At 39.6% G+C, this 24,967-nt stretch carries 21 protein-coding genes; 7 read left to right on the top strand and 14 right to left on the bottom strand.

Annotated features, from left to right (window positions below; translation table 11 throughout):
• Nucleotides 1–15: 15 nt before the first annotated feature.
• Nucleotides 16–984 carry an LLM class oxidoreductase gene (locus ACXAEO_RS07230; protein WP_474879708.1) on the bottom strand — a complete coding sequence of 323 codons (969 nt, stop codon included), beginning with the start codon at nt 982–984 and terminating at the stop codon, nt 16–18.
• A 68-nt stretch (nt 985–1,052) separates the two neighbouring features.
• A complete protein-coding gene (locus tag ACXAEO_RS07225) occupies nt 1,053–2,255 on the bottom strand; it encodes an MFS transporter (protein WP_474879704.1) in 1,203 nt (400 codons plus the stop codon).
• A gap of 395 nt (nt 2,256–2,650) precedes the next feature.
• Between ACXAEO_RS07225 and ACXAEO_RS07220 the strand changes: the two genes are divergently transcribed.
• The 5 genes from ACXAEO_RS07220 (at nt 2,651) to ACXAEO_RS07200 (ending at nt 8,188) form a co-directional block, all read left to right on the top strand.
• Nucleotides 2,651–3,907, top strand: coding sequence for a DUF5068 domain-containing protein (locus ACXAEO_RS07220; RefSeq protein WP_474879702.1), 1,257 nt, complete (start codon nt 2,651–2,653; stop codon nt 3,905–3,907).
• A gap of 425 nt (nt 3,908–4,332) precedes the next feature.
• A complete protein-coding gene (locus ACXAEO_RS07215) occupies nt 4,333–4,884 on the top strand; it encodes an ECF-type riboflavin transporter substrate-binding protein (RefSeq protein ID WP_474879700.1) in 552 nt (183 codons plus the stop codon).
• 74 nt (nt 4,885–4,958) lie between these two features.
• Nucleotides 4,959–6,671, top strand: coding sequence for an ABC transporter ATP-binding protein (locus ACXAEO_RS07210; RefSeq protein WP_474879698.1), 1,713 nt, complete (start codon nt 4,959–4,961; stop codon nt 6,669–6,671).
• A complete protein-coding gene (locus ACXAEO_RS07205) occupies nt 6,662–7,489 on the top strand; it encodes an energy-coupling factor transporter transmembrane component T family protein (protein ID WP_474879695.1) in 828 nt (275 codons plus the stop codon). The genes ACXAEO_RS07210 and ACXAEO_RS07205 overlap by 10 nt, the downstream gene beginning before the upstream one ends.
• 552 nt (nt 7,490–8,041) lie before the next feature.
• Nucleotides 8,042–8,188 (top strand): BH0509 family protein, encoded by a 147-nt coding sequence (locus ACXAEO_RS07200; RefSeq protein ID WP_474879693.1) that lies wholly within the window; start codon nt 8,042–8,044, stop codon nt 8,186–8,188.
• A 250-nt stretch (nt 8,189–8,438) separates the two neighbouring features.
• Here the strand turns inward: ACXAEO_RS07200 and ACXAEO_RS07195 are convergent, their stop codons facing one another.
• The 3 genes from ACXAEO_RS07195 to garR are packed head-to-tail and all read right to left on the bottom strand — an operon-like array spanning nt 8,439 to nt 12,131.
• A complete protein-coding gene (locus ACXAEO_RS07195; RefSeq protein WP_474879690.1) occupies nt 8,439–9,791 on the bottom strand; it encodes a GntP family permease in 1,353 nt (450 codons plus the stop codon).
• Between the two features lie 22 nt (nt 9,792–9,813).
• Entirely contained in the window at nt 9,814–11,238 is a 1,425-nt protein-coding gene (locus tag ACXAEO_RS07190; RefSeq protein WP_474879686.1) for a four-carbon acid sugar kinase family protein, read from the bottom strand.
• Nucleotides 11,235–12,131 (bottom strand): 2-hydroxy-3-oxopropionate reductase, encoded by an 897-nt coding sequence (gene garR, locus ACXAEO_RS07185; protein WP_474884018.1) that lies wholly within the window; start codon nt 12,129–12,131, stop codon nt 11,235–11,237. Before garR ends, ACXAEO_RS07190 begins: the two co-directional genes overlap by 4 nt.
• Before the next feature lie 490 nt (nt 12,132–12,621).
• Between garR and ACXAEO_RS07180 the strand changes: the two genes are divergently transcribed.
• Nucleotides 12,622–13,236 (top strand): GntR family transcriptional regulator, encoded by a 615-nt coding sequence (locus ACXAEO_RS07180; RefSeq protein WP_474879682.1) that lies wholly within the window; start codon nt 12,622–12,624, stop codon nt 13,234–13,236.
• A 131-nt stretch (nt 13,237–13,367) separates the two neighbouring features.
• On the opposite strand, the gene ACXAEO_RS07175 is transcribed toward ACXAEO_RS07180, so the two are convergent.
• The 3 genes from ACXAEO_RS07175 to ACXAEO_RS07165 all read right to left on the bottom strand — a co-directional run bounded on the left by ACXAEO_RS07175 (nt 13,368) and on the right by ACXAEO_RS07165 (nt 16,124).
• The gene (locus ACXAEO_RS07175) at nt 13,368–14,042 is read right to left on the bottom strand and encodes a GTP cyclohydrolase II (protein WP_474884017.1); all 675 of its coding nucleotides are present in this window, start codon (nt 14,040–14,042) and stop codon (nt 13,368–13,370) included.
• An 89-nt stretch (nt 14,043–14,131) separates the two neighbouring features.
• Entirely contained in the window at nt 14,132–15,229 is a 1,098-nt protein-coding gene (locus tag ACXAEO_RS07170) for an FAD-dependent monooxygenase (RefSeq protein WP_474879679.1), read from the bottom strand.
• Nucleotides 15,230–15,272: 43 nt separating this feature from the next.
• Entirely contained in the window at nt 15,273–16,124 is an 852-nt protein-coding gene (locus ACXAEO_RS07165; protein ID WP_474879675.1) for a VOC family protein, read from the bottom strand.
• 772 nt (nt 16,125–16,896) lie between these two features.
• On the opposite strand from ACXAEO_RS07165, the gene ACXAEO_RS07160 reads away from it, so the two are divergent.
• On the top strand, nt 16,897–17,043 hold the full coding sequence (locus tag ACXAEO_RS07160) for a BH0509 family protein (protein ID WP_474879671.1): 147 nt from the start codon (nt 16,897–16,899) through the stop codon (nt 17,041–17,043).
• 312 nt (nt 17,044–17,355) lie between these two features.
• Here the strand turns inward: ACXAEO_RS07160 and ACXAEO_RS07155 are convergent, their stop codons facing one another.
• The 6 genes from ACXAEO_RS07155 to ACXAEO_RS07130 all read right to left on the bottom strand — a co-directional run bounded on the left by ACXAEO_RS07155 (nt 17,356) and on the right by ACXAEO_RS07130 (nt 24,842).
• On the bottom strand, nt 17,356–18,387 hold the full coding sequence (locus tag ACXAEO_RS07155) for a LacI family DNA-binding transcriptional regulator (RefSeq protein ID WP_474879669.1): 1,032 nt from the start codon (nt 18,385–18,387) through the stop codon (nt 17,356–17,358).
• Nucleotides 18,388–18,613: 226 nt separating this feature from the next.
• Nucleotides 18,614–19,579: a sugar ABC transporter substrate-binding protein gene (locus ACXAEO_RS07150; RefSeq protein ID WP_474879667.1), complete on the bottom strand. Its 966-nt coding sequence runs from the start codon at nt 19,577–19,579 to the stop codon at nt 18,614–18,616.
• A gap of 49 nt (nt 19,580–19,628) precedes the next feature.
• Nucleotides 19,629–20,612 (bottom strand): sugar phosphate isomerase/epimerase family protein, encoded by a 984-nt coding sequence (locus ACXAEO_RS07145; RefSeq protein ID WP_474884014.1) that lies wholly within the window; start codon nt 20,610–20,612, stop codon nt 19,629–19,631.
• Nucleotides 20,613–20,631: 19 nt separating this feature from the next.
• A complete protein-coding gene (locus tag ACXAEO_RS07140) occupies nt 20,632–21,420 on the bottom strand; it encodes an SDR family NAD(P)-dependent oxidoreductase (protein WP_474879665.1) in 789 nt (262 codons plus the stop codon).
• 551 nt (nt 21,421–21,971) lie between these two features.
• A complete protein-coding gene (locus ACXAEO_RS07135; RefSeq protein WP_474879663.1) occupies nt 21,972–23,177 on the bottom strand; it encodes a hypothetical protein in 1,206 nt (401 codons plus the stop codon).
• A 6-nt stretch (nt 23,178–23,183) separates the two neighbouring features.
• Nucleotides 23,184–24,842, bottom strand: coding sequence for a hypothetical protein (locus ACXAEO_RS07130; protein WP_474879660.1), 1,659 nt, complete (start codon nt 24,840–24,842; stop codon nt 23,184–23,186).
• Nucleotides 24,843–24,967 lie beyond the last annotated feature (125 nt).

Genomic DNA, 24,967 nt, shown 5'->3' with positions numbered 1-24,967 from the left:
GTTTTTCTTGTCCTTTCATTTGTCTCCCACCTTCATCGCTGGAAAATATGGAAGGACTTCTTGTCCTAGTTCATGAATCACTTCTTCTGCCGGTCTTTCACTGTCAAATAAGGCAAAGAAGAGATGGTTCACGCCAATTTCTTTATAAATGTTTAACAATTCCACCAACATATTTCGCCCTACTCGGAATCCTAATCGAATCGGAGTCGGCCTTTCATTCGGGTCTTCCGCTAAGTCTAAATGCATGGGCTGTGAAAACGGTTTGAACACACCAGGATGATATTGTTCCACAAGCGCTCGCCATTGTCGAATGCTCTCCGCTTGAAGGCGCGGCGATCTCGGATAATACATCCATCCGTCTCCATGTTTCGCAAACCAATCCATCGACTGCTGGGCATATCCCGTAATCATCGTTGGGATTCGCTTGATGGGCTTCGGAACTAAATTCACACCTTGAAGTGTTCCTAACGAAGAATAAATGGAAGGATATTCTTCATATAACGCTTTTTCCAAATAGTGAAAAGCTTCTACAAAACGTTCGCCTCGGTCGTTATGTGTCATATTCAACCCATAAAAATCCGCTCTTCGGTCTCCAGAAGACACTCCCATCATTAATCGCTCAGGAAACAGCTGGTCAAGTGTCGCCATTTCCTTTGCTACGCGCAGCGGGTGACGCAATGAAAGGACGACAGCGGACGTTCCTAATGCAATTTCTTTCGTTTGACTCGCTAAATAAGTCAAATAAATCATCATATCATATATTTGACCTACCGCCGGATCACCAAACGATGGATCCTCCAATAGAACATCCCGAAACCACAATCCGGTAAAGTCATACTTTTCCGCTAATTGCGCTAACTCCACTTGCTTTTCCATTGTCGGTGTATGAAAGCGGTAATTTTCTAACGGAATATGAAGCCCAAGCGTGAGCTCTCCTTCTCGATACATACGCTGATAACCACGGTGATTCGAAAACATGTTCATTGAACTCTCTCCTTTTCCTTATAGGAAAGAGAAGAGCTGCCACAGCCCTTCTCTTTTTCATGTCAAAATTAACTCGCTCTTCTTTCCAGCGCTCGACTCCAAGACGTTAATAACACTGCACCTAGAACCATCACACCGCCAATCCAAGGTGTATGAATGAGACCGATGGAGTCAACAATCAAGCCGCCGACAAAAGCCCCGATCGCAATTCCAAGGTTGAAGGCCGCAATGTTTAACGCAGATGCGACGTTGACAGCAGATGGAACGTGCTTTTCTGCCAAATTCACGACTAAAATTTGAAGACCTGGCACATTCATGAAGGCTAACAGTCCCATTAAAAAGATCGTAATAAGCCCAAGTACTTTAAATGGTGCGGTAAAAGTTAAAATGACTAAAACAATGGCTTGTACAAGGAACATCCACCAAAGCGCTTTTAATGGATTTTTGTTGGCTGCTTTTCCACCAACTGTGTTTCCGATTGCAACCGCAATTCCGTATACAAGTAAAATGATACTCACTACTTTTGGCGCAAAGCCTGTAATATCTTGTAAAATCGGTGTTAAATACGTGAAAGCAACAAATGTCCCACCATATCCTAACGCCGTAATCGCAAACGCCAATAATAACGGACCGTTTGTTAAAATCTTTAATTGATCACTAAACTTAGATGGCGGTGCATCTTTTAAATTATTTGGAACTAAAATGGCACTCGCAATAATCCCAATCACGCCAAGAGCCGCTACGCCCCAGAATGTCGCTCTCCAGCCGAATGACTGACCAATAAATGTCCCAAGCGGAACACCTGTCACGGTCGCAACCGTTAAGCCTGTAAACATAAACGCAATGGCACTTGCCCGCTTATGTTCCGGCACGAGATCCGCCGCGATCGTTGAACCGATCGAGAAAAACACCCCGTGTGAAAATGATGTAATAAAACGCGCAACGAGCAGTAAGCCGAAGCTTGATGACATGGCGGCCGTTAAGTTTCCGATAATAAAAATGACCATTAACGCCATCAACAGCGATTTGCGGCTCATTTTATTCGTCAAAGCCGTTAAAATCGGCGCACCTAAAGCGACCCCCATCGCATAGCCGGAAATTAACAATCCAGCTAATGTAATTGAAATATTTAAATCATCTGCAATCGACGACAATAAGCCCACTGGCACAAACTCGGTTGTCCCGATGCCGAAAGCACTAATCGCCAGCGCCATTAACGCGGGCGTGCCGCCTTTCTTTTCTTGAGCTTGGTTGTAAGCAACTGTACTCAATGATAACTCCTCCTAACCATTTTAATTCTTTTAACGCTCACCTGCCCTGATGGACAAACGTGAATGTCAAGTACAGTTGCTATTATGCTCTCATACATTCTAAAAGAAAAGTACGTACTTTTAAGTGATATAGGTACTAAAAAGTGCCTATATTCTCTATTAAACAATGAATCTTATTGGAAAAGCGTATTTCTTCATCCTATCTTTTGAACCCCACTATCCGCTAAATTTAATTAAGCAAAAATACCCGAACACAAGACTATCTTCTTAATTTTTTTATATTAAAGATGATTCATTTCCCTTATTTTGGGTAAATAAATGTTAAAAATAGGGTACACTTATGAATTTAGCTTTATAATGTATCCGTACTAACTAACGAAAAGGTTGTGAAAATCGTGGGGAAGAAAACCATATTATGGGCATCTGCCGTTTCTGCCGTGCTTCTCTTAGCAGCATGCGGAAATGAAGAAGAAGTCTCAGGGACACAAACAGAAGAGTCAGCACGGAAAACAGAGGAAACAAATGTTCAAACAGAAACAAACGAAGAAGCAACATCTGAACAAACAGCCGTAAAAGCAGAAAACGACATATTAAACCCGACTGTTGCTGAGGAATCAGAAGGCAATGTAGAAGTAATCTATACAAATAAAGAGCCTAACTACACCCATGATATGAATGGATTTACAGTGTCTGTCAATGAGTACCAAATTGTGAAAGTAACGGACATGAATGAATACTCTAAAATCTTATTTGATGATCAAATGGATGGCTACGTTGTCTCATCGAAAGTGACCATTGAAAACGGAACGGATAAACCCATGTATTATAACAACTACCATCGCATTCAATTAAGCAATGATCTAGATTTCATTCAGTCTGAATGGAAAAACTTCGTACCAGAAGATCAGCGAATTCATACAATCAAAAAAAATAAAGAAAGCTTTACGTTATTTGAAGCTGGTGAAAAAGTAACAGGTTTAGTGACCTTTACGTTAACGAATGATGAATTCGATAAACTGAAAACAGTGAAACCGAAGTACATAATTGAAGGAGGATTAGCGGACAACGACCAATACAAAAATAGTCTTCAAGAAAAATCACCAGCGTACGATTTTATTTTCAATGATGAACAAGCGAAGGAAACCGCCGGGCAGCCTCTCTTCTATCAAGATCGCCTGACGACAGATAATTGGGCAGATAAAACGATGATTTTTGAACAATCCGAAATTAACGAAAGGCAGCAAATCGGCGATGTGAAAGTAACACTTGAAGGGGTACAATACACAGAAGTCATTCCGACAGAAGGGAATAAAGAGATGTTCCGTGATTTTGGAGACAGCGGTGTTGTAGCGTTAACCGCCAGACTGTATATTGATAATCAATCAACTGAGCCGGTCACTCTGACAAACATCGGTACGATTCTAAATGTCGACGACAACCGGGCAAGAGTATTAAGTCAAGGAATGGCAGAGCCAAGAGATCCACGTGAAATCGCACCTGGGGAATATGGTGAAAAATTGCATGTCTTCCTATTCCGAAAAGATGAGTTTCAATTGTTCAAAACATTCACAATGGAATTTGGGCCGTTTGTTGCTGAAAACGGAGAACCTGCATTTAAAGGCCGACAAGCAACTTTTGTTTTACCTAGATAGTTTTAAAAAAGGCATTGTCTATTGGTACGAAGGACAATGCCTTTTTGTTTACTTTTTACCTATAGATTTTAAGCAGAAGAAAGATAGCATCATAGATTGTGCTTTCGGCGCTGTACTTAGTATGAAGATTTTGCTACCTGAACGTTAAATATCTCCATTTAAACAATCGTTCGTAATTCCCTTTATTCGCTTAAAAAAATTTGACGAAAGTTGACGGTTTTTATTTTCGAACTTAAAGGAATGTGTTATGATAAACGAGCAGAATTGATCGTATAGATTACTAACAGTCCGCTTTTTTTCGATATATTTATATCGTTATTTTTTTTGGCTTTATCCATCTTCATTTAAAGCATTATGGCACTGCCTATCCTTATACGATTTATGCAAAAAATGATAGATAACTAACTACATAGGAGTTGATTTGATTGAACAAAACGCTCTCTACAAAGACGATTGTCGCAATCGGGATTGGAACAGCCGTATTTTTAATTTTAGGCCGTTTCGCTTCTCTCCCATCAGGTATCCCAAATACAAACATTGAAACATCTTACGCGTTTTTAGCGTTAATGTCTGTCATTTATGGACCTGTTGCGGGTGCGCTTATCGGATTTATCGGCCATGCATTAAAAGATGCCATTATGTGGGGATCTGTTTGGTGGAGCTGGGTCATCGTGTCTGGTGTCATCGGTCTGCTGATTGGATTAGGTGCTCGCCGCATTAACATTAGTGCCGGCGAATTTGGGACGAAGCAAATTGTTACATTTAATATCGTTCAAGTAATTGCCCAAGCCATTGGCTGGTTCTTAGTAGCTCCAATGCTGGACATTTTGATTTATGCTGAACCTGCGAATAAAGTATTCACTCAAGGTGCAATCGCTGGGGTTTCCAACATGATAACGGTTGGGGTCATCGGTACGATTTTACTGACAGCTTATGCAAAAACACGCAGTAAAACAGGAAGCTTAAACGTAGAATAATGATTTACCATTTTAGCCGGAGGCAGTTGTTTCCGGCTCTTACATTTTTTGTATAGATTGACGGAGGAAACAGGATGTCAAAAACGATCTTAGAATTTAAAAACTTTTCGTTTAAATATCGCAGTCAAGCACAACCGACGTTACATGATATTAATCTAGCCATCCAAGAAGGAGAAAAAATTCTCATTGTCGGCCCTTCTGGATCAGGAAAAAGCACGTTAGGTCTTTGTATTAATGGATTAGTTCCTCATTCATACGAAGGCGAAATAACAGGTGAGCTTTTCATACACTCAGAAGATGCGACGAAGCATGATATTTTTACTCGTTCAAAAATGGTCGGAACGGTATTGCAAGATCCGGATGGACAATTTATCGGTTTAACAGTCGGTGAAGACATTGCATTTTCGTTAGAAAATGACTGTGTCGAACTAGACAGCATGAAGCAGCGCGTAAAAGATGTGGCAAAGTTAGTGGAGATGGACGACCATTTATCATACTCTCTTCACCACTTATCTGGCGGGCAAAAGCAGCGCGTCACCCTTGGCGGAGTAATGGTAGATGATGTCGACCTTTTATTGTTTGACGAACCATTAGCGAACCTCGACCCTGCAACAGGAAAATATGCGATTGAGCTTATTGATCGTATTCATAAAGAAACGAATAAAACAATCGTCATTATTGAGCACCGTCTTGAAGACGTATTGCATTGCGATGTCGACCGCATTATCGTTGTCGACAATGGCCGCATCGTCAGTGATAGTTCTCCTGCCGAGTTGCTTTCTTCCAATCTATTAGAAGAAACGAACTTGCGGGAGCCTTTATATGTAAGAGCGTTAAAATATGCAGGCTGTGACGTCACACCAGCTATGAATCCCGCTCATGTTTCTACCCTTTCCATTGAAGGATGCGAACAAAAACTAAAAAATTGGTATGAGTCAACAGCTAGTCAAGCGGACATTCAACCTTCCGCTCCATTATTAGAGCTGCAAAACATCTCCTTCCAATATCATAATGGAAAGAAAATATTCAATGACTTATCTTTAACGATTTCAAAAGGCGAAATGGTAAGCATTGTCGGAAGAAATGGTGCCGGAAAATCGACGTTAACGAAAATCATCTGCGGATTTGAACAAGCTCAAAGCGGGCGTATTTTATTTGACGGTCAAGATATCACGAACGACACGATTAAAGAACGCTCCCTTCGAATTGGCATGGTGATGCAAAACCCGAACCATATGATTTCAAAGCATATGATTTACGATGAAGTCGCATTAGGGCTTGTCGTACGAGGTGTCCCAGAAGACGTCATTAAAGAACGCGTTGAGAAAACGTTGAAAATTTGCGGATTATACCCATACCGAAACTGGCCGATTTCTGCGTTAAGCTTTGGACAAAAGAAGCGCGTTACGATTGCCTCTATTCTTGTGCTTGACCCAGAAATGATTATTTTAGACGAGCCAACAGCTGGTCAAGACTTTAAACATTACACCGAAATTATGGAGTTTTTAGTCGAATTAAACAAACAAGGCATTACGATTGTGATGATTACACATGATATGCACTTAATGCTTGAATATACACCACGAACAATAGTTATTGGCAACGGCGGAAAGATGGCGGATGATCAATCGGTTCAAATTTTAGCCAATCAAGCGATTCTTGATGAAGCGAATTTAAAAGAAACATCGTTATTTGATTTAGCGACTCTTTCCGGCATTGACGATCCCATTCAATTTGTTCAACGATTTATCAGCTATGATCGAGAGGTAAGAAAGATATGGCAGTAGAAATGCTATCTTATATAGAGCGTAAATCTCCCATCCATGCCTTAACGGGCGCGACCAAATTACTTTGTTTTGTTATTTGGTCATTTGCGGCGATGCTGACATATGATACGAGAATTTTAGTCTTCTTGCTCATTTTCAGTATGGCTGTATTTAAAATGTCCAAAGTGAAAATAAAGGAAGTATCGTTTGTTTTACTATTTATTCTCGTCTTTTTAATTATTAATAACATCGCGATTTACTTATTTTCACCACAGCAAGGTGTAGCCATTTATGGAACGAAGCATGTGTTACTTGGTTCTGGTCATTATGCGTTAACGGCCGAGCAGCTGTTTTATTTAGTCAACATTACGTTAAAATATTTTGTCGTTATTCCGATTGCCCTTCTTTTCATTGTGACGACAAATCCGAGCGAATTTGCTTCGTCTCTGAATCGACTTGGAATTAGCTATCGCGTAGCATTTGCCGTTTCATTAGCGCTTCGCTACATTCCAGATATTCAAAGAGAATATCGAACAATTTCCCTTTCCCAGCAAGCGCGCGGCATTGATATGTCGAAGAAAGAGAAGTTATTTAAGCGAATTAAAAACATGGTATCGATCATTACCCCGCTCATTTTTTCCAGCTTAGACCGCATTGAAGTTGTCAGCAACGTCATGGAACTTCGCGGCTTCGGAAAAAACAAAAAGCGGACATGGTATCATGCCCGCCCTTTCCAAAAAAGTGATATCATCGCGATTGCTTTACTCGTGCTCATTCTCGTCATTTCCTTAGTCGTGACATTTATCGATGGCAACCGTTTTTATAATCCTTTTCTATGAGTGAAGTAGACAAGCCGTGTTGGCTTGTCTTTTTTTATTGGTCACGATGGGGAAAACAATATAAATATTTTCATAATGTTCTCCTTCGTATCACCTAATATTTAATGAAAAAACGATAATCCCGTAATTCAACCTTACATTGTTTTGTACATTTTACTCCCTTATTTCTCTACTTGGCATCAAAAAAAACGCACTTAACTTACTTATGATACGGTTCACTTTAATAAGTCGCGACATCTTCGTTCAATTAAGAAACATCACAATCGTTGTTCTAAACAACTTGAATTTCCCCACCTAAGCGGATGGCACCAACCCCGTAAGGGGGGTGTCATCCGCTTAGGTCTAGAAAAGTGGACATGACCAAAGAGCGGTCATGTCCACTTTTCTAGATCGATTTATATAAATAACATTTCTATATTATTCCTTGAAAAATCATCTCAAATTGATATTTGTTTAATCTCACATTGAGATATATAATAAAAACAAGAAAAAGAAAACGCTTTCAAATATTTAACTAATTCATCACTTCTGATACGATAGGGAGGAATTAAGATGAGCCAAGCTGAACGAAATTCTAAAGTACAAAGCTTACTTGAGCAAAGCAAATTTAATGAAAAAGAAATTTCTAACATGACAGATGCACAGATTGAATATTATCACTGGCTCTATTTTGATGATTCTGTTTATGACTATATGTAACTCTTAATATAAAACATAAAAAGCGGGAAACCTTAATCACTCAAGGTTTCCCGCTTTTTATCGCTTCTAGAATTTTGTCCTTAGGAAAAGAAAAGTGGCCTCTAATACAACAACATACCCTATCGAGCAGATTTTTTGTATAGTCTACTCAATAGGGTATGTTGTTAATTTGCCACGTAGTTTTTTAGTAGTTGTTACCGTTAAAATAGCGGGTGGGGAGTATTTTCCGCTGTTTTAACTTTTAAACCGATCAAATCCCTGGAAGGATTGGGGCCAATAAGCTTAAAAGATAAACCGTTGCGAGTGCTGTTAAACCAGCTAGGAATCCGCCAATGGTCCATGCTTTAATGGTTTGTACAACCGTTAATTTCCCGAATTTGTTTACAACCCAGAATCCGGAATCATTCGGCAAGGATAATCCAATCCCCCCTGCACAAATCGCAAGGCCTAATAAAATTGGGGATACGCCTAAATCTGCTACTAATGGTCCCATAATACTTGATGTTGTTACAAGAGCCACAGTTGCTGAGCCTAAAGATGCACGTAAAATTTGAGAGAAGAGGAACGCTAACAGTAACGTTGGGATGCTTAGCCCTTGCATGGTTTCAATTAAATGCTCACTCATTCCGCTTGCCTTCATAACAGCTCCGAATGCTCCACCTGCACCAGTAATAAGCAAAATAATTCCTGCCGAGTTAATTGCTTCAGAGTAAAGCTGAGACTTTGGTGTTGAAATATAAGGCGATAATACAATAATGGCGATAATCACACTAATAAATAAAGCAATGTTTTTCTCGCCGACAAATCCAAAGAACGTGGAGAGCGCTGTATCTGGTGCCATAAGCTGTGTTGTCGTATTAGCTAAGATTAACAAAATTGGTAACGCTAACATAAACATCGACAGCCCTGTTGAAATTTCTTTTTTCGGTGCATCAATGGCTGCTGCGATTTCTTGTTCAGCACCTAAATCTTCTCCAGTTGGTGTTATGCGTTTTCCAATAAACATTCCATACATGTAACCGCCGACTAATGTTGCCGGAATCGCCACTAAAATACCGTAAAGAATGAATAATCCTAAATCCGCTCCTGTATTCTCCGCTACCACAAGCGGTCCAGGTGTTGGAGCAATCATGTTATGAGAAACAATTAACCCGACTCCTAATGCTGTAACGAATGAAAGAACTGTAATCCCTGTTTTCTTTGATAAAGTTTTAATCAACCCGCTTAAAATAACGAATGCCGCATCAAAAAATACTGGAATGGACACCACTGTACCTGTTAACGCTAACCCAGCAGGCGATTTTTTAATTCCGAATGCTTTTAACACCGCACCTGCAATTTTTTCTACTGCGCCTGAAGCGGCTAAAAATTGTCCAAAAATGACCCCTAAACCAATCAGAATTCCTACACCTGTTAAAGTGCCTCCAAATCCTTCACTCACCACTTTCGGAATATCAGCAGCTGGCATCCCGATCGCAATTGCCGTCCCAATCGCAACGGCAATTAACGATACAAATGGTTCCAGTTTTACTTTTAAAATAAGGACAAATAGAGCGACCAATGATAGAGCAAAAATAACTAATAGCATATTTCCTGTCACCATAATGTACAACCCCTTTTTTGTTTTAGGTTAAACGCTCGACAACTTCTTTTAACGTAGACACCTCTCCTACATTCCCTGGGAAGATGACATAAGGAATATAAGGGAATGTACTTTCTCCTTCTGTTTTCCAAACGGGGACTCCAGGCGCAATCTGACCAAGAACGGTTGCTCGTTTAACTCGTAATCCATTTGTTCCGATATCACTCGATGTAATCCCGCCTTTCCCAATAATAAAAGAAGGTCTATAAGCAAAGTCTCGAACAATACTCGTGACAGCATCAGAAATATCGACGGAAAGCTTCAATTCTTCCTCTTTCATTCCTTCACCAAGATCAAGGCGCTCTCTTCTCGTATAAATAACCGTGGTAACACCTTGCGACACTTTTTCTTCTGCTATCGCTCTTACTCTATTAATCTCCTCTTGGAAAGCTTGCTTGTCCAAAACGAGATGACAGTCTAATTCAATAAAATACAAATCTGTTAATGAACGAAGAGCCTCTAGCTGGTCGGTTGTTTTTTGCACATGTGACCCAACTACAATAAGTCCGCCATGTGTAGAGGTAGAATCTACACATTCTTTTTTTGTTAATAACGGGCGAGATGGAATATTGCCAATGATTTTTGTGAAAGTTGCTGCTGTGCGATAAAGGAAACGCTTACCTTTTTGCAATGCCGCAATCAATCCGATGGTAAATACTTTTACATCATCTTCATTCAGTGCATTAACCACAACTTTTTTATAATCTGTCACGTTCATCAACTTCTCGGTAATTGTCTCAATGGATAAGCTCCGCAGTTCATCTAATGAGATATACGCCGTATCTTCCTTACGATATTCACCGTTTGTTTTTTCTTCGATATATTCACCAAGATCACTCGATTGATAGCCGAATGTTCGGTCAAGCGCAAACTCTGTTTCACCTGCTGGTACAAGCTTCTCACCGTATTGCACATAATGAATGTTATCCACTGTTAAGCGTCCGCCTTCTTTAAAAAACGGCAGTAAAATCTCTCCGTCTATCATTGTCCCTTTTTCTTCTATCTTCTCTTTCATAACAGTTGTCTCGAGAGGATAATGACCACGAAGGGTAGAATCACCACGACTAATCAGTAAATATGGAATATTATGTTTGCGAGAAATGCTCTCTACTATCTCTGCAATATGAGCATGTACTTCCCTTGTCTCTTCCTCAGTAAAGGCTCTTGAATTCGTCAAAATAAAGAACATTTGATTTTCTTCTAAAAACCCAGTTTCAATTGTCTCTTCTTCCCAATCAGTATACACCGATACTCCATGTACGGTCTGCACTCCTGTCGGGTCATCATCAAGGACAATCACTTTATGATGGAAATGTTCTCTTGAACTTTCCCACGCTTTCTTGAGCTGTTCTTGATCATAAGTCGGATATTGTGACTGAACTAAAGCTAAATCACGTTCATTTCTCATACTGTAACACCTTTCTTTACCTCTACATTCGCAAGCTGTTCATAGTACTGAATCATTCCGCCATGATCATCTGCCCCTTTTCCAGCTACTTGTAAAGCATGATAGATTTCTAGAACTGAACTAGAGATTGGCAGTGGAACACCAATGCTGTGTGCTGTTTCCATCACATTTTTCAAATCTTTCATATTAATATCAATTCGGCCCCCAGCTACGAAGTTTCTTTCTAAAATCAGCGGAACTTTCGCATCAAGAACGGCACTTCCAGCAAGTCCGCCGCGAATGGCTTCGTACATTTTTTCAACATCGATCCCTGCTTTGGCAGCTAAAACGAGCGCCTCAGACATCGCTGCAATGTGAACGTTTACAAGAATTTGATTAGCAAGCTTAGCTGTGGTTCCACATCCATTCCCCCCTACAAGGGTAACGTCCTTACCTAAGCATGCAAATATAGGTTGTACTTTATTAAATACATCTTCCTTACCGCCAACCATAATCGCAAGCGTTCCATCGATTGCTTTTGGTTCTCCACCACTAACAGGAGCATCCAGCATCTCAATTCCCTTAGCCTCTAAAGCGTTGGCAATCTCTTTTGAAACAACAGGTGAAATGGAACTCATATCAACAACTACTGCCCCAGGCTTTGCACCATGGATGACTCCGTTCTCACCTAAAACGACGCTTTTCACATGTTCAGAATTCGGAAGCATCGTAATAATAACATCACTTGTTTGCGCTGCTTCTTTTGGAGAATGTCCAGCAGCAGCTCCACCATTCACAAGCTCTTTTACAGCGCTTTCATTTATATCAACAACCGTTAATTCATATCCATTTTTCATTAGATTCATTGCCATAGGTTTTCCCATAATACCTAAACCGATAAAAGTTACTTTCATCATTGAGTCCTCCCCTTTTTTAAACCGCTTTCATTTACAACTTCATTGTACACCATATAAATAATTTTGTATACAAAATTATTAAAATAGTATTCATTTTTGTGATGATGCATACAAAAAACTGTTTTTCTTTTTTAATTCCCCTAATTTTTCTAATGATTCTTTAAGCTGGAAATCGATCTTTTTGTTCCTACGATTCATAACTTTTCCCTGAATTACTCGACATTGCTTTATTTAATGAAAGGACGTTCATAAAAGGAGGTGTCACCCGCATAGGTTTAGAAGGTTCTTATCCCTTTATATAAATAAATCATTCATTCCTCTTATTGGAGTGCTAAAAAAAGTAAGCTATAATACTAAAGAAACTCCCTTTCATGGGAGCGGCCTGTGAGTACGGGGGTAACCTTGTTTTTGGAGATGAAAGGAGGAAAAGTTACTGCATGCCAGAACAAGATGAAAACGTAATACATAGTTGTAGTAGCTATTTGCTTTGAAAAGTCAACCATCTCGACTGAACTATATGGAAGCATACGAACGAATCCGTGATAAAATACTTAACGGTGAATTAGAAGGCGGCACAAAACTTGTAGAGGAGCGACTTGCAGAGGAATTTGGAGTAAGTCGAACACCTGTAAGAGAAGCCATTCGCAAACTTGAACAAGAAGGCCTTATTCAAAAAAAGAGAGTCGTCAGTCCGTCTGTTACAGATTTACGTCATTTGTTTCAAGTTCGAATTCTCCTCGAAGGAGATTCAGCTCGTTCTGCTGCCTCATTTATGTCAGCAGAAGAATTAGAGAAACTAAAAGGATGTATTGATAGAGCCAAAAATGGTGATGTGAACGAAATTATGAAGGCAAATGAAGAATTTCATAATATTATTGTAGCGGCCAGTCATAACCCTGTCATGATTGACATTATTAATCGAATGCAATCCATCATTTATCTATTTCGGAAAACTGTCGTCTATCAAAAACGGCCAAACCTTTTAAATGAACATGAAAAAATATACGAAGCCATTTGTCATCATGATGGCGATCTAGCCGAACAATTAATGAAAGAACATCTGCAAAAAGACCTGGAATTTTGTTTATACTTATTAAAATAAGAAAAAAAGTGGCCACGTAAAGGTTATTGAAACATAACTTTTACGTGGCCACTTCTCATGTCACACTTCCAAAAAACGCCAGTCAAAATGGAGATTTTTGGAATCTCCTTCTCTATTCCTCATCGTCTCGGTTAAACTAAATGCCCTGACTTCTTCACTTTCGTCTGCAAGTAATATTCATTGTACTCCGACTTGTCGCCCCATAGCGGTGTTCTTCCTGAGACGGGCAAGCCCGCTGCTTTTAAGGCTTCCAGTTTTTTCGGGTTATTCGTAATGAGCTTGACAGGCATAGAGCGCAATGCTTTTAATACCGCAATCGCTTCTTCATAATTTCGTGAGTCATCTGCGAAGCCAAGAGCTTCATTTGCTTCGACGGTATCATAGCCATTTTCCTGCAAAATATAAGCCATCGCTTTACTGAATAAGCCAATGCCTCGTCCTTCATGGTTCGCTAAATAAAATAATGCGCCGGCACCGTTCTCGACGATCATGTTCATGGACTGCTCTAGCTGATAGCCGCAGTCACAGCGCTTGCTTCCAAATATATCGCCCGTATGGCAGATGGAATGCATACGAATTAACGCATCCTCTCCATATTCAAAATCACCGTACGTTAGCACACTTGATTGCTGGTAATCAGCCAAGTTGGCAGATGATAATCGGTCAATCACTTCTTGATAATCTTCTACAGCTTCATCGGTCTTCAGCCAGCTATACCATTTAAATTCAACGGTTTTACCCGATAAATTCACCGGCAATTTAATCGGTCCGACTAAATAAATCGCACCTTCCCCTGTTTTTATCATCTGTATTTTATCTTCTAATACAGATAGAATGGTTGATTTTACTTGTAATTGTTCCAACACGGTTCCTCCTGCATATTTCACCGTCTCGACTAATGAGATAGCACAGCGAAATGTTCTTTATATGTTGCTTCTTTTATAAGTTGCTGCTCTTGCAGTGCTTCGACCGCTCCACGGCGCAGCTGTTCAAATTTTTTCAATTGAGCTGCACTGACATCTCCATGATGAAGAGCTTCAGCAATCACTTCACTTAACACATGTGCATCAGCTAAGCTGGCATTAATTCCATACGCACCAGTCGGACTCATTGTATGAGCGGCATCTCCGATAATCGCAAGACCATCTTTCACCCATGTTTCGCATTTTGTGCTATAAACTTTTAATAAAATAAAATCATGCCACGACTGGATATAATGGTCAACATTTTCGCTCAGTTCAGGAAATGCCTCCATGACCTGCTGGATAAACGGTTCAAATGACTGAGCTTTTAAGCGAGGATACGACTCCTCCTCAATATTCCATCCAATTTGGACATAGCCGCCAACTTGAGTAAATAACGCAACTTGCTTATCATTTACTAATGCCTGTTTAATGGTCGGTTGCCATCCTAACGGCGTCGGGATTTTTGCCCAAAGTAAGTCGTACCCGTGTTTTATAGTGGAAAACGGAATGCCTGCTAATTTTCGAATGGTAGAAAACCGGCCATCTGCCCCAACGACAACCGAGCTTTTAATGACGATTTCCTCATTGCCCTTTTTTGCTTTGACCCCTGTCACCGCACCATCCTCATTCATCAACAATGAGGTCACTCTCGTTCCCATCATCCGCTTATAATGAGGAAAGGCGTCAGCTGCACGAAGCAATACACTTAATAAATTCTTTTGCGGAACATGAATTCCGACATGCTGTTCGCCAACTGCAGGAGTGATTTCCTTAAACATATGGCCATCCTGCCAATATTCTACTCGTTCCATGAATAAAAGGCCTTCTTGCTCTACTTGTTCATACAGATTATGAGCGCGCAAAATGGCTTCCCCTTCTTGATTCAAATGCTCGCCGCGAAACTCCTTATCGATTCCTTCATGGCGCTCAAGAATAATGGTTGAAAAATTGTTTTTCGCAAGTAAATAGCCTAAAAGCGCCCCGCCAGGACCACCACCAACAATGCAAACATCTGCTTCAAGCTTCATTGTTAAACCACCTATTACTCTCCTAATAATAGAGAATACTTTCTTACATACTTAATTCGATTTTGTTCCCTGAAGGGTCTTCTGTCAATAAAGCTCCTTGCTGTTCCGTCACAGTTGCTCCCATTGCACTAATTCGCTCGATCGCTTCTTGGCGTGTCTCCTCATTTGGAAACACGATGGTATAGAAACTCATACCAGCACTGTTTTTAGCAGGAGCTGGAGCCCCGACACCATGCCATGTATTTAATCCAATATGATGGTGGTAACCGCCAGTCGAGATAAACAATGCTTGACCGCTATATCGAGATACAATGTCAAAGCCAAGACCTTCGCGATAAAACTGCTCGATTTTGTCTAATTCAGCGACATGCAAATGAATATGCCCCATAATTGTACGAGCGGGAAGACCTTCCCATGGTTGTCCGTCATCTTCTTTTACAATGCTCTCTACATCCATTGGCGCAGTCGCCATCTCAATTTTGTCTCCGTTCCACTTCCATGATGATGACGGACGGTCAGAGTAGATTTCAATGCCGTTTCCGTCGGGGTCAGCGAAATAAAGGGCTTCACTCACAAGATGATCGGAACCGCCTTGAAGTGGATAGTCGATTTTCATCATGTGTAACATAAACTTAGCTAAATCCGCACGGCTTGGCAGCAATAACGCATAATGGTAAAGCCCTGTTGTACGCCGCTGCTTCGGAAGCACATTTTCCGGCTGCTCTATTAGAACAAGCGGTGTTTTCCCATCTGCTGATAAGGAAGCTTTTCTTTCGGTTTGTTCCAATACTTTAAAACCAATGATGGTTTGATAAAATTCAAGTGAACGCTGTAAATCGGTCACGTTTAAATGTATGTGACTAACAAATGTATGTGGTTTTTCATGAAAAGTCATGTAGTTATCCTCCAACGATATCAGATTCATTTAGAAAATTCGAGGGCAAATTCAATTGTTTTTAATAATCCATTATAAATGTTCACCCATGTATAAAGCGAAAATATATAGTTCTTATTTTAAACGTTAGTTACTTTATATAACTAACTATATTTTCGTTATTTAGTTTTGTCAAATATATTGATAATCAAGTATTATTTATTGTGAACGTTTCTCAATGTTGATATAGTGACGTTACAACCTTCTCTAAAAAATTATATAGAAAAGAGCCGTGTGCGAGCTAAGCTGATGACGCTAAATTACAGCTTATTAATATTCAGAAAATTAAGTATTGTCAGATTAATGAAAGTGGTATATAATAAATGTAACCAGAACAAGAAACCATTCAGTACCACCTTCAAAGCGATTTAGTTGTTTTCCTACATATTTAAAAGAACCGTACGTTTGGAGATGCGTACGGTTCTTTTATGTCCTAAGCGGACGGTGCTACCATTCCTTTTAGTCTATATTTCAATGCTTGCTCCATTCTCCAAACTCTCTATAGTTATTAATTATCCACTAATTTATTCTGTGAAAAATATAATTCACTTCCTGGTAATCAATATGGCTCTACAATTGAAAAATCTCCAAATAAATAACATTCCTATATTATTTCTTGGAAAATCATCTCAAATTGATATTTGTTTAATCTCACATTGAGATATATAATAAAAATAAGAAAAAGAAAACGGTTTCAATCATTTAACTACTTCATCAATAGGGAGGATTTAAGATGAGCCAAGCTGAACGAAATTCTAAAGTACAGAGCTTACTTGAGCAAAGCAAATTTAATGAAAAAGAAATTTCTAACATGACAGATGCACAGATTGAATATTACCACTGGCTCTATTTGGATGATTCTGTTTATGACTATATGTAACTCTTAATATAAAACAAGAAAAAGCGGGAAACCTAATCACTCAAGGTTTCCCGCTTTTATGTTTCACATTAATGGATAGTAAGTCGTCCATTCTACGGAGTCGAACTCCACACCTCTGTCAGCACATACATCCCGTCGTTGCTCTGATTGGCTGTTTCGTCTCGGGCAGCCTTTTTATTTTATATTGTCGAGAAGAAAATAGTTTTGTGACTCAACACGAAAAACCTTTACCCTATTGCATATGGAGTAAAGGTTTTTTAGAGCTTATGAATGACTGTCTTTGCGCTCATTTGCGTAAAAAGTGGAATAACATTACACATTCATTCCACACGATTCCCGAACAACTAACGTAGGACTGATTTCAAGTTTTTGCTTCATCGATGACTCTGTTGAGTTTAATTTCTCGATTAATCGCTTACATGTTAGTGCAGCAATTTCTTTAGTCGGTTGATGGATAGTCGTTAAGTATGGTTTATAAAAGGTACATAATTCAATATCATCAAACCCTATAACGGCCATATCGTTCGGTACGTTAACACCCGCTTCCTTTAAAGCAAGCATCGCTCCCAATGCCATTAAGTCATTTTGCGCAAAAATAGCTGTAACATCGTTCAACATGTCTTGATGATCTTTGATCACCTGATACCCAGATTCAAAAGTAGTGTCTCCATAAAATAACATCTGATCATCATATGGAATATGATAATCATGTAGCGCTGCTTTAAATCCTTCCGTCCTTAACTCAAATTCTCCACCTGTATGGTTAGCTGAAATGCACATAATTTTTTGATGCCCTTGCTTAATAAGGTGGTCGACCGCTATATATCCTCCTTTAAATTGATCAACACATACAAAGTCGACATCCTTTGTTTTATAAAAAGAGGGAATGTATTTGCAGAAAATAAAAGGAACATCTGTTGTTTCTAATATCGTAATAGTCTCTTCATCTAAGTCTGGCTCTAAAATGATAAGGCCATCTACTTTTTTAGCTGTAATGAGCCGTTTAATATTATTTTGTTTTGTAAATCGATTCTCAAAAAAGGATACAATAACATCAAATTCTAATCGCTCTAAACTTTCTATTAACTCATTTTGCCAAGATCTAAAGTGCATCTCTCCTCCAAAAAAAGCTAAACTTTTCGGGAGAATGACACCAATTGTATAGGTTTTGTTGGCGCTTAAACTTCTGGCGTGAGCATTAAATTGAAAGCCGTGTTCTTGTGCAATTTTCAATACTTTTTTCTTTGTTTTCTCTGAAATCATCGGGCTGTCATTTAAACATCTCGATACTGTAGATTGGCTGACATTCGCCAGTTTCGCAATATCTTTTGTCGTAATCGCCATAATCGCTCCATGCCTCTTTTATTTTTTATTTTATGCATTCGTATGCGTTCTATCTTTTACCATCTTACAATATTGAGAATCGTTAATCAACGGTTATGTTCCCGCCTCATTTCTTCGTTGCTTATAAACTGAGGGTGTCTGAACAGGAGTGATTTTCCCCTTTTCAAACACCCTCGATGATCTTATGAAGATAGAAAACACGTTCTAAAAAGAGATTGGCAAATCGTTAATTTACAAGGTCATTAATTTTCGTAATCGCTTCTTCTACATTTTCCTTCGTAATAACCTTCGCACCAGAATCGATTCGTTGTTCTACCGCTTCGCCGTTCATCGCTTTAACCGCCGCTTCCACTCCTAAATAGCCAATGTTATATGGATCTTGTGCAACTTCCGCAATCAATCCGCCTGATTGGATAGACTTTAACCCTTCAGATGTTCCATCAAAGCCGACAATCATAATGTTTTTAGATTGCACTGCTCGCAAAGCACCTATTGCCATATCCTCACTTGATGAAAACACGGCTTTAATATCAGGATGTGATTGAAGAATGTTCTCCATGACGCTCATCGCTTTCACTCGATCACTATCCGCCGGCTGAACCGTGACCACATCAAGCCCTGCTGCTTCTAACGCTTCTTGTGCTCCGTTCGTGCGGTCATCATGTGTTTTGCTTCCTAACTGTCCACGAATAATGGCAACTTTGTCCCCTTTTTTCAATTGACTCGCAATGTATTCGCCACCCATTTTACCTGCATCAAAATTCTCAGTTCCTACAAAACTTACTTTCTCTGGATATTCTGCATCACTATCCGCTAAGACAACCGGAATGTTTTCATCTCTCGCTTGTTCAAGAACATTTAGGACCGCCGTTGGCTGACTAGGGGCTAATACTAAAGCACCCGCACCATTTGTAAGCTGATCTTGAATAATGGAAACTTGCTGTTCTACTTGCGTTTCATCAGCAGGCCCCATTACACTAACATCCACTCCATATTTTTTAGCCGCATCCTCTGCTCCTCGCTCTACTAACTTCCAATATTCACTATTCAATGATTTGAGAACAACCGCAACTTTAGTTGAACTAGAGTTCGAATCCCCTTCACTTGCACCTGACTCTGAACTGCTGCAACCGCTTAATAATACGCCAAGTCCTAGTGCACCAACTGCTAGAATGGAACTAAATTTCTTCATACCCCTTATCCCCCTAGTAAAATTAGTTATTTTATAAGATAATCTAAAATCAAACCATTGTAGATATGCCCTTTGCTTGAACAGAATGGGAATCAAATTCTCTCAGCATGGTTTCTTTCAATACTTTAGTCGATTTTTTGACAGAAGTAAGCTGATCCATGTTCAAGTCTTCATTTTCAAGACTTACAGGTCCGTCATACCTAACCATACTGAGGACGGAAAAGAACTCGCCCCACCAAGTGCTGTCATGTCCATATCCCATCGCTACATAATTCCATGAGCGCTCGGAAAAACGATCGATTGTTTTCGTATCAAGAACCCCATCTGTTCCCACTAAGCCTCGTTCAATTCGTACGTCTTTTGCATGAACATGATAAATGGCTTTTCCTAAATGTCTTGCAGCTAAAATCGGATCTCCGCCCATCCAAAACAAATGACTTGGGTCAAGGTTCATCCCGACCATTTCGCCTACATGGTTTCTTAATTTGAAGAGAGTTTCTGGATTATACACTAATTGACATCCGTGATTTTCCAACGCAATTTTTTCAATTCCATAGTCTTTCGCTTGTTTGACCGTTTTTTCCCAATACGGGAATGCCACTTCATTCCATTGCCAATTTAAAATTTCTGTCACGATCGGCGGCCAGCTTGTTGTAATCCAGTTAGGCGTTTTATCCCCCGGTCCTCCCCCAGGAAGTCCAGACATCATGACAATCTTTTGAACACCTAATAGCTCCGCTAGCCTAAAGGTTTTTTCTACTACTTCTTGATGCGCTCTTCCCTCTTCATTTGGGGCTAATTGATTGCCTGAACAATTGAGTGCTTCAATCTCAAGCCCTTGCTTTTTAATAGCGCTTACAAAATTCTCTCGCTTTAAAGAACTCTCCAATAGTTCATCTAAATTAACATGGGGAGCTTTTGACCAGTTACCACACGCAAACTCTAGCGATTCATACCCTAGCGATGCGGCTGCCGTCATCATTTCTTCAAATCCCATGTTCCCTAAAGAATCTGTCACAAGACATAAACGCATAATGATCACTCCTTCTTCATTAAATGATTGTTTTTCCACCAGCAATCGTTAAGGAAACACCTGTAATATAATTCGCTTTCTCACTGCTTAAAAACAGCATAAATTCCGCTATTTCCTCAGGCTCTGCCAATCTATTCATCGGGACTTGACTTGTTAATCTTTTTTCATATTCTTCCGGTGTCATCCCTTCAATAGGCCCCCGCTCTTGGAACACTTTTTGAATCATTTCCGTGTTTACATAGCCTGGGCAAACCGCATTCACCGCAATTCCATGCTCCGCTAACTCTAGTCCGAGTATTTGAGTTAATGAATTGACGCCTGCTTTTGACACACAATATGGTCCATTTCCAAGTTCTCCAATTTTTGAAGCTTGCGAAGAAATAGAAACAATCTTCCCATTTTTCACATCGTGTTCAATCATATTTTTAGCGACCCGTTTGCTGAGTAAATACACAGACTTTAAATTCACATTAAACACTTTATCCCATTCATCCTCTTCAACATCTAGAATCAATCCAGAAGTAGAGATGCCCGCACAGTTTGCTAGAATATCAACTTTTTCGTATCGCGCTTCAATCTCCTCCAATGCAGCATTAATCTCCTGTGAAGAAGTCACATCTACCGCAAGAGGTAACACTTGTACTCCTAAAGCTTCAATGTCTTGAGCCGCTAATTCTAAACTTTCTTTATTAAGGTCCATAAGTACAACATTGGCTCCGTGTTCCGCATACTTCACCGCTACTGCCTTCCCAATTCCTCTCGCAGCCCCTGTAACAATACAAAGTTTTCCTTCTAGTAACTTTTCCATATAAAACAAACACCTCTCCCATTGAGTTTAATGACTTATTTTTACGCATCCGTATGCGTATAAGTAAAAAAAGAAAATTCTTTTTAAAAAAGACTTAATTTACGCATACGCTTGCGAAATGCGATGAAAATAATAACCTGCTTCTACTTGTGAAGCAAACAATAAGATTGCTTATGTATCGTCATGACATGTTGTTAAAAAAATGATTCGGCACACTCATCTTCTGTTCTTTTCATGCACTTTTTGCTTTAAAGAGCAGTCAATACAGTTGCGTTATAACTTAAAATTTTCACACCTCCATGTTCATCGTTATGGACAACTAAATAAATCGCTTACATTTTCTTTCATCTTGTAAGGTGATACATTTTTCACGCATACGCTTGCGTTGTTAGTGTTATTGTAAAACATATCTATTTTCTTGTAAATGATTATTTTAAATATTCTATCTTTTTAGAGCGATTCAACTCCACTTGCTTATTAATTCTTCTAGGCTCTATTAAAGTGCCAGTCCCCCAGCACTATCCGCACTGGGGGACTGCGAAATTGAACAGTTAAACGGTCTCAAGCGCTGCTTTTGATTGTGCGATGACCTTTTCCATCCCCTCTTTATTTACAGGTGTTAAACCATTTTCGTCCGGCGCTTTTTGTTCGAATAAATGCGTATTTAAAAGCGCGATAACGATATGTACAAATTTAATCGTCGTATCAAGTAGGGTTACTTCATTTTCAGTGAATTGCTCGAAGTCCGCTTTTTTCTCTACTACCTCTGACAAGTCAAACACGACTTCCCAAAATACTTCTTCCACTGCTTGCAATGATTCGCTAAACATGCCAGCGATTAAAGAGAACTCTTGCAAGTAGCTATTTACTGTTTTCATGTTGTCAATGCAGGCGTTGACTTCTTTTACTGCATGATCAAGCTTGTTTCCAAGTGCTTTTTCCCGAAATTTTAAGATGGCTGCAAAAATTGGCGAGCGCATAAGACCAGCTATAACTCCTGCATCCTCATCATAAATTTTTAATAAATAGGAGTCGAATAAGGAAAAATCTGAATCCATGCTGGAGTGACGAAATAATTCGTCGAAAGTCATCTCACGCCCATCTAATGAAAGGTTGTAAGTAGGTCGGTTATGAATTTGTTCCAATACTTTCGAGAAAAATTCAAGCTGTTTATGCATTAATGCTTTTGCCTTTGCAATGTCCTCTAGATGTGATTGTAGTGTTTCGCTAAATTGCTGCCCTTCGGACTGATAGCTTTGCAGTGCGTGAATGCGTGTGTTCAAAGAATCATTTTTCTCCTGCACTTTACTCGCAGAGTCTTTCCCCACAGTCGACATGAGCACCTTGAGAGGAATTTGTGCAGGGAAAAGTATATTCGTTGTCAGTTCCACTACATCTGCTTTCGATTGAATGCGAACTTTTTCCGTCATAAATTCTTTTGCATCAACTGCTTTATCACTGACAAAGTCTTTCACCTCTTCTGCCTTGTCTTCAATAAACCAGCGCGCATCAAACGCTTTATCACTCACAAAATCTTTTGTATCAACTGCTTTATCAATAAGAAAATCCTTTGTGTCAGCTGCTTTATCGGTGACATAATAAGCGGTATCCTCTACTAAATCCTTGACATCATGTGCCTTTTCTTTCACAAAATCTTTTGCATCTTCCGCCTTATCGGCAACAAAATATTTGACGTCATCGAGCTTATAGCTCGCGGCATCTTTTACATCACGAAGTTTATCCAAAAATCCCATCATTCGCTCCTAACCGAAATGTAACGTGACAGATCGATCGCGCATCATTGCCTTTAAGCCATCTCGGTCTTCATAAGGCACGTCCAAGCGCATTTTTTTCATAACCTGTGTTACAATTTCATTTTTCTCATTGATGGTTGCGGCATTCGTCCAACTTGACGACAGTTCGCGAACCATTTTCATTTGTTCGTTTAGTTCCTCTAGTGAAAGCATAGAAATTTCCTTCACCTTTTCCGTTAAATCATCATGTAATTCAGCATAAAATGCCTGTTGCTGTTTAATTCGATCTTCCCATTTATTAAGGAAGCGCACGAGCTCAGCCACCTGTTGTGAGTGGTCAATGAAATAGAGAAGAGAAATACTCAATATTCCAGTTGTAAATCCACTCATAAAAATCGTCAGCGCCTCACCGATCACAGGCATCTGTGCAACGGGAAGTTTACTGAATGCTTCTCCTAAGAAGGTTCCGGCTGCAACCGATGCTGCCATCACAATAATTTTTGAAATAGCACGCATTAACTCGCCTGGAGGTAAATTGTCGCGATTCAATATAAGCAAGCTGAAAATTTCTGTTATGCTGCCCCAAAACTCACGAATAAGCTTGACCACGCTTTTCGCTGTACCAGTGAAAAAGTTAATAAAAAAAGTAGATAAAGACGCGATAATCCCAGAAAGGACTCCGTCGGCAAAATTTTTAATCAACGTTTTGAATTTTTTTCCTACCATTTCAAACGCTTCCTTAAAGGTTTCACCTACCTCTTTCAAAAAGACTTTCAGAGAAAAACTTTCCTTCATGTCCGCAACAAGTCGCGGAAATTTTTTGCGGACAATCATCCACACCTCGGCAAGAAGCACACCAAGCACTTGACGAAGCCCCATTTTCATCCCTTGCGCTGCTGCATCCTTTTTCAATTTTGTCCATGTTTCTTGATTGTTTAAGTAAGCCGTTCGAACCGTTTGTTCGTATTCTTTTCGTGCCTTTTTATCCGCTTCAGTCATCATATCCGTATTGGCTTTACTTAAATTCTCCAGCTTTTTCAGCTCCCCACGCTCACGATCGGAAAGAGTGTCTTTTCTTTTTAGTTCATTCATCCTTCTTTCATTTGCAGCTTGTTTTGCTTTAAGCTCTTGAATGAACTGCTTCATATCCTTTTGTTTTTTGGAGCGATTGATTGAGTAATTGGTATGATTTAAGTTTGTGTTCGCATTCGCTAAATCAACACCGTTCAAATTGGTTAAATATACAGCTGGGTCATCATGAATAGTTTTGGCAGCAATCGTATGATCAAGGTCTTGCGCTTCATTTCTTGGAATGTTTTGACCTGTATATGAATCTCTTAAATTCCCCGCCTTACGTGCATCTGTTGCTTCAGCATTTCGATTTTTATAGTTTGCATGTTGGTGATACATGCCTTTTTTATCCTTATATTCTCCACGATTTTCATAACGGGCCTTCGCATTCTCGTCTTTCAATCCATACTTTCGGGCGGTGACTGGCGTATCAATATTTCCCCCGTCCTGATCCTGGAACATGAAATCGAGTGCAAATGAGCGCAGTAATGTTGTCACAATCATCTTCTCATACTGCTGCAATAACGATTGTGAAGGAGGCAGTTCTCCACTCACCGGTATTTCTTCTGCTAAATTTACTGTCATCGCTGTCGTCATTCATAAGCACCTACTTTAATAGAAAGATAGTTACATTATACTAGAAAAATTGGAAAAATATATGATGGATTGAGATTGTTTACAAAGACAAAAAAAGTGCCAGTCCCTGCCTTCATACCGCAGGA

This window comes from Bacillus sp. ABA4_010 (assembly GCF_056159105.1).
This window is presented reverse-complemented; position numbering and strand designations above follow the sequence as displayed.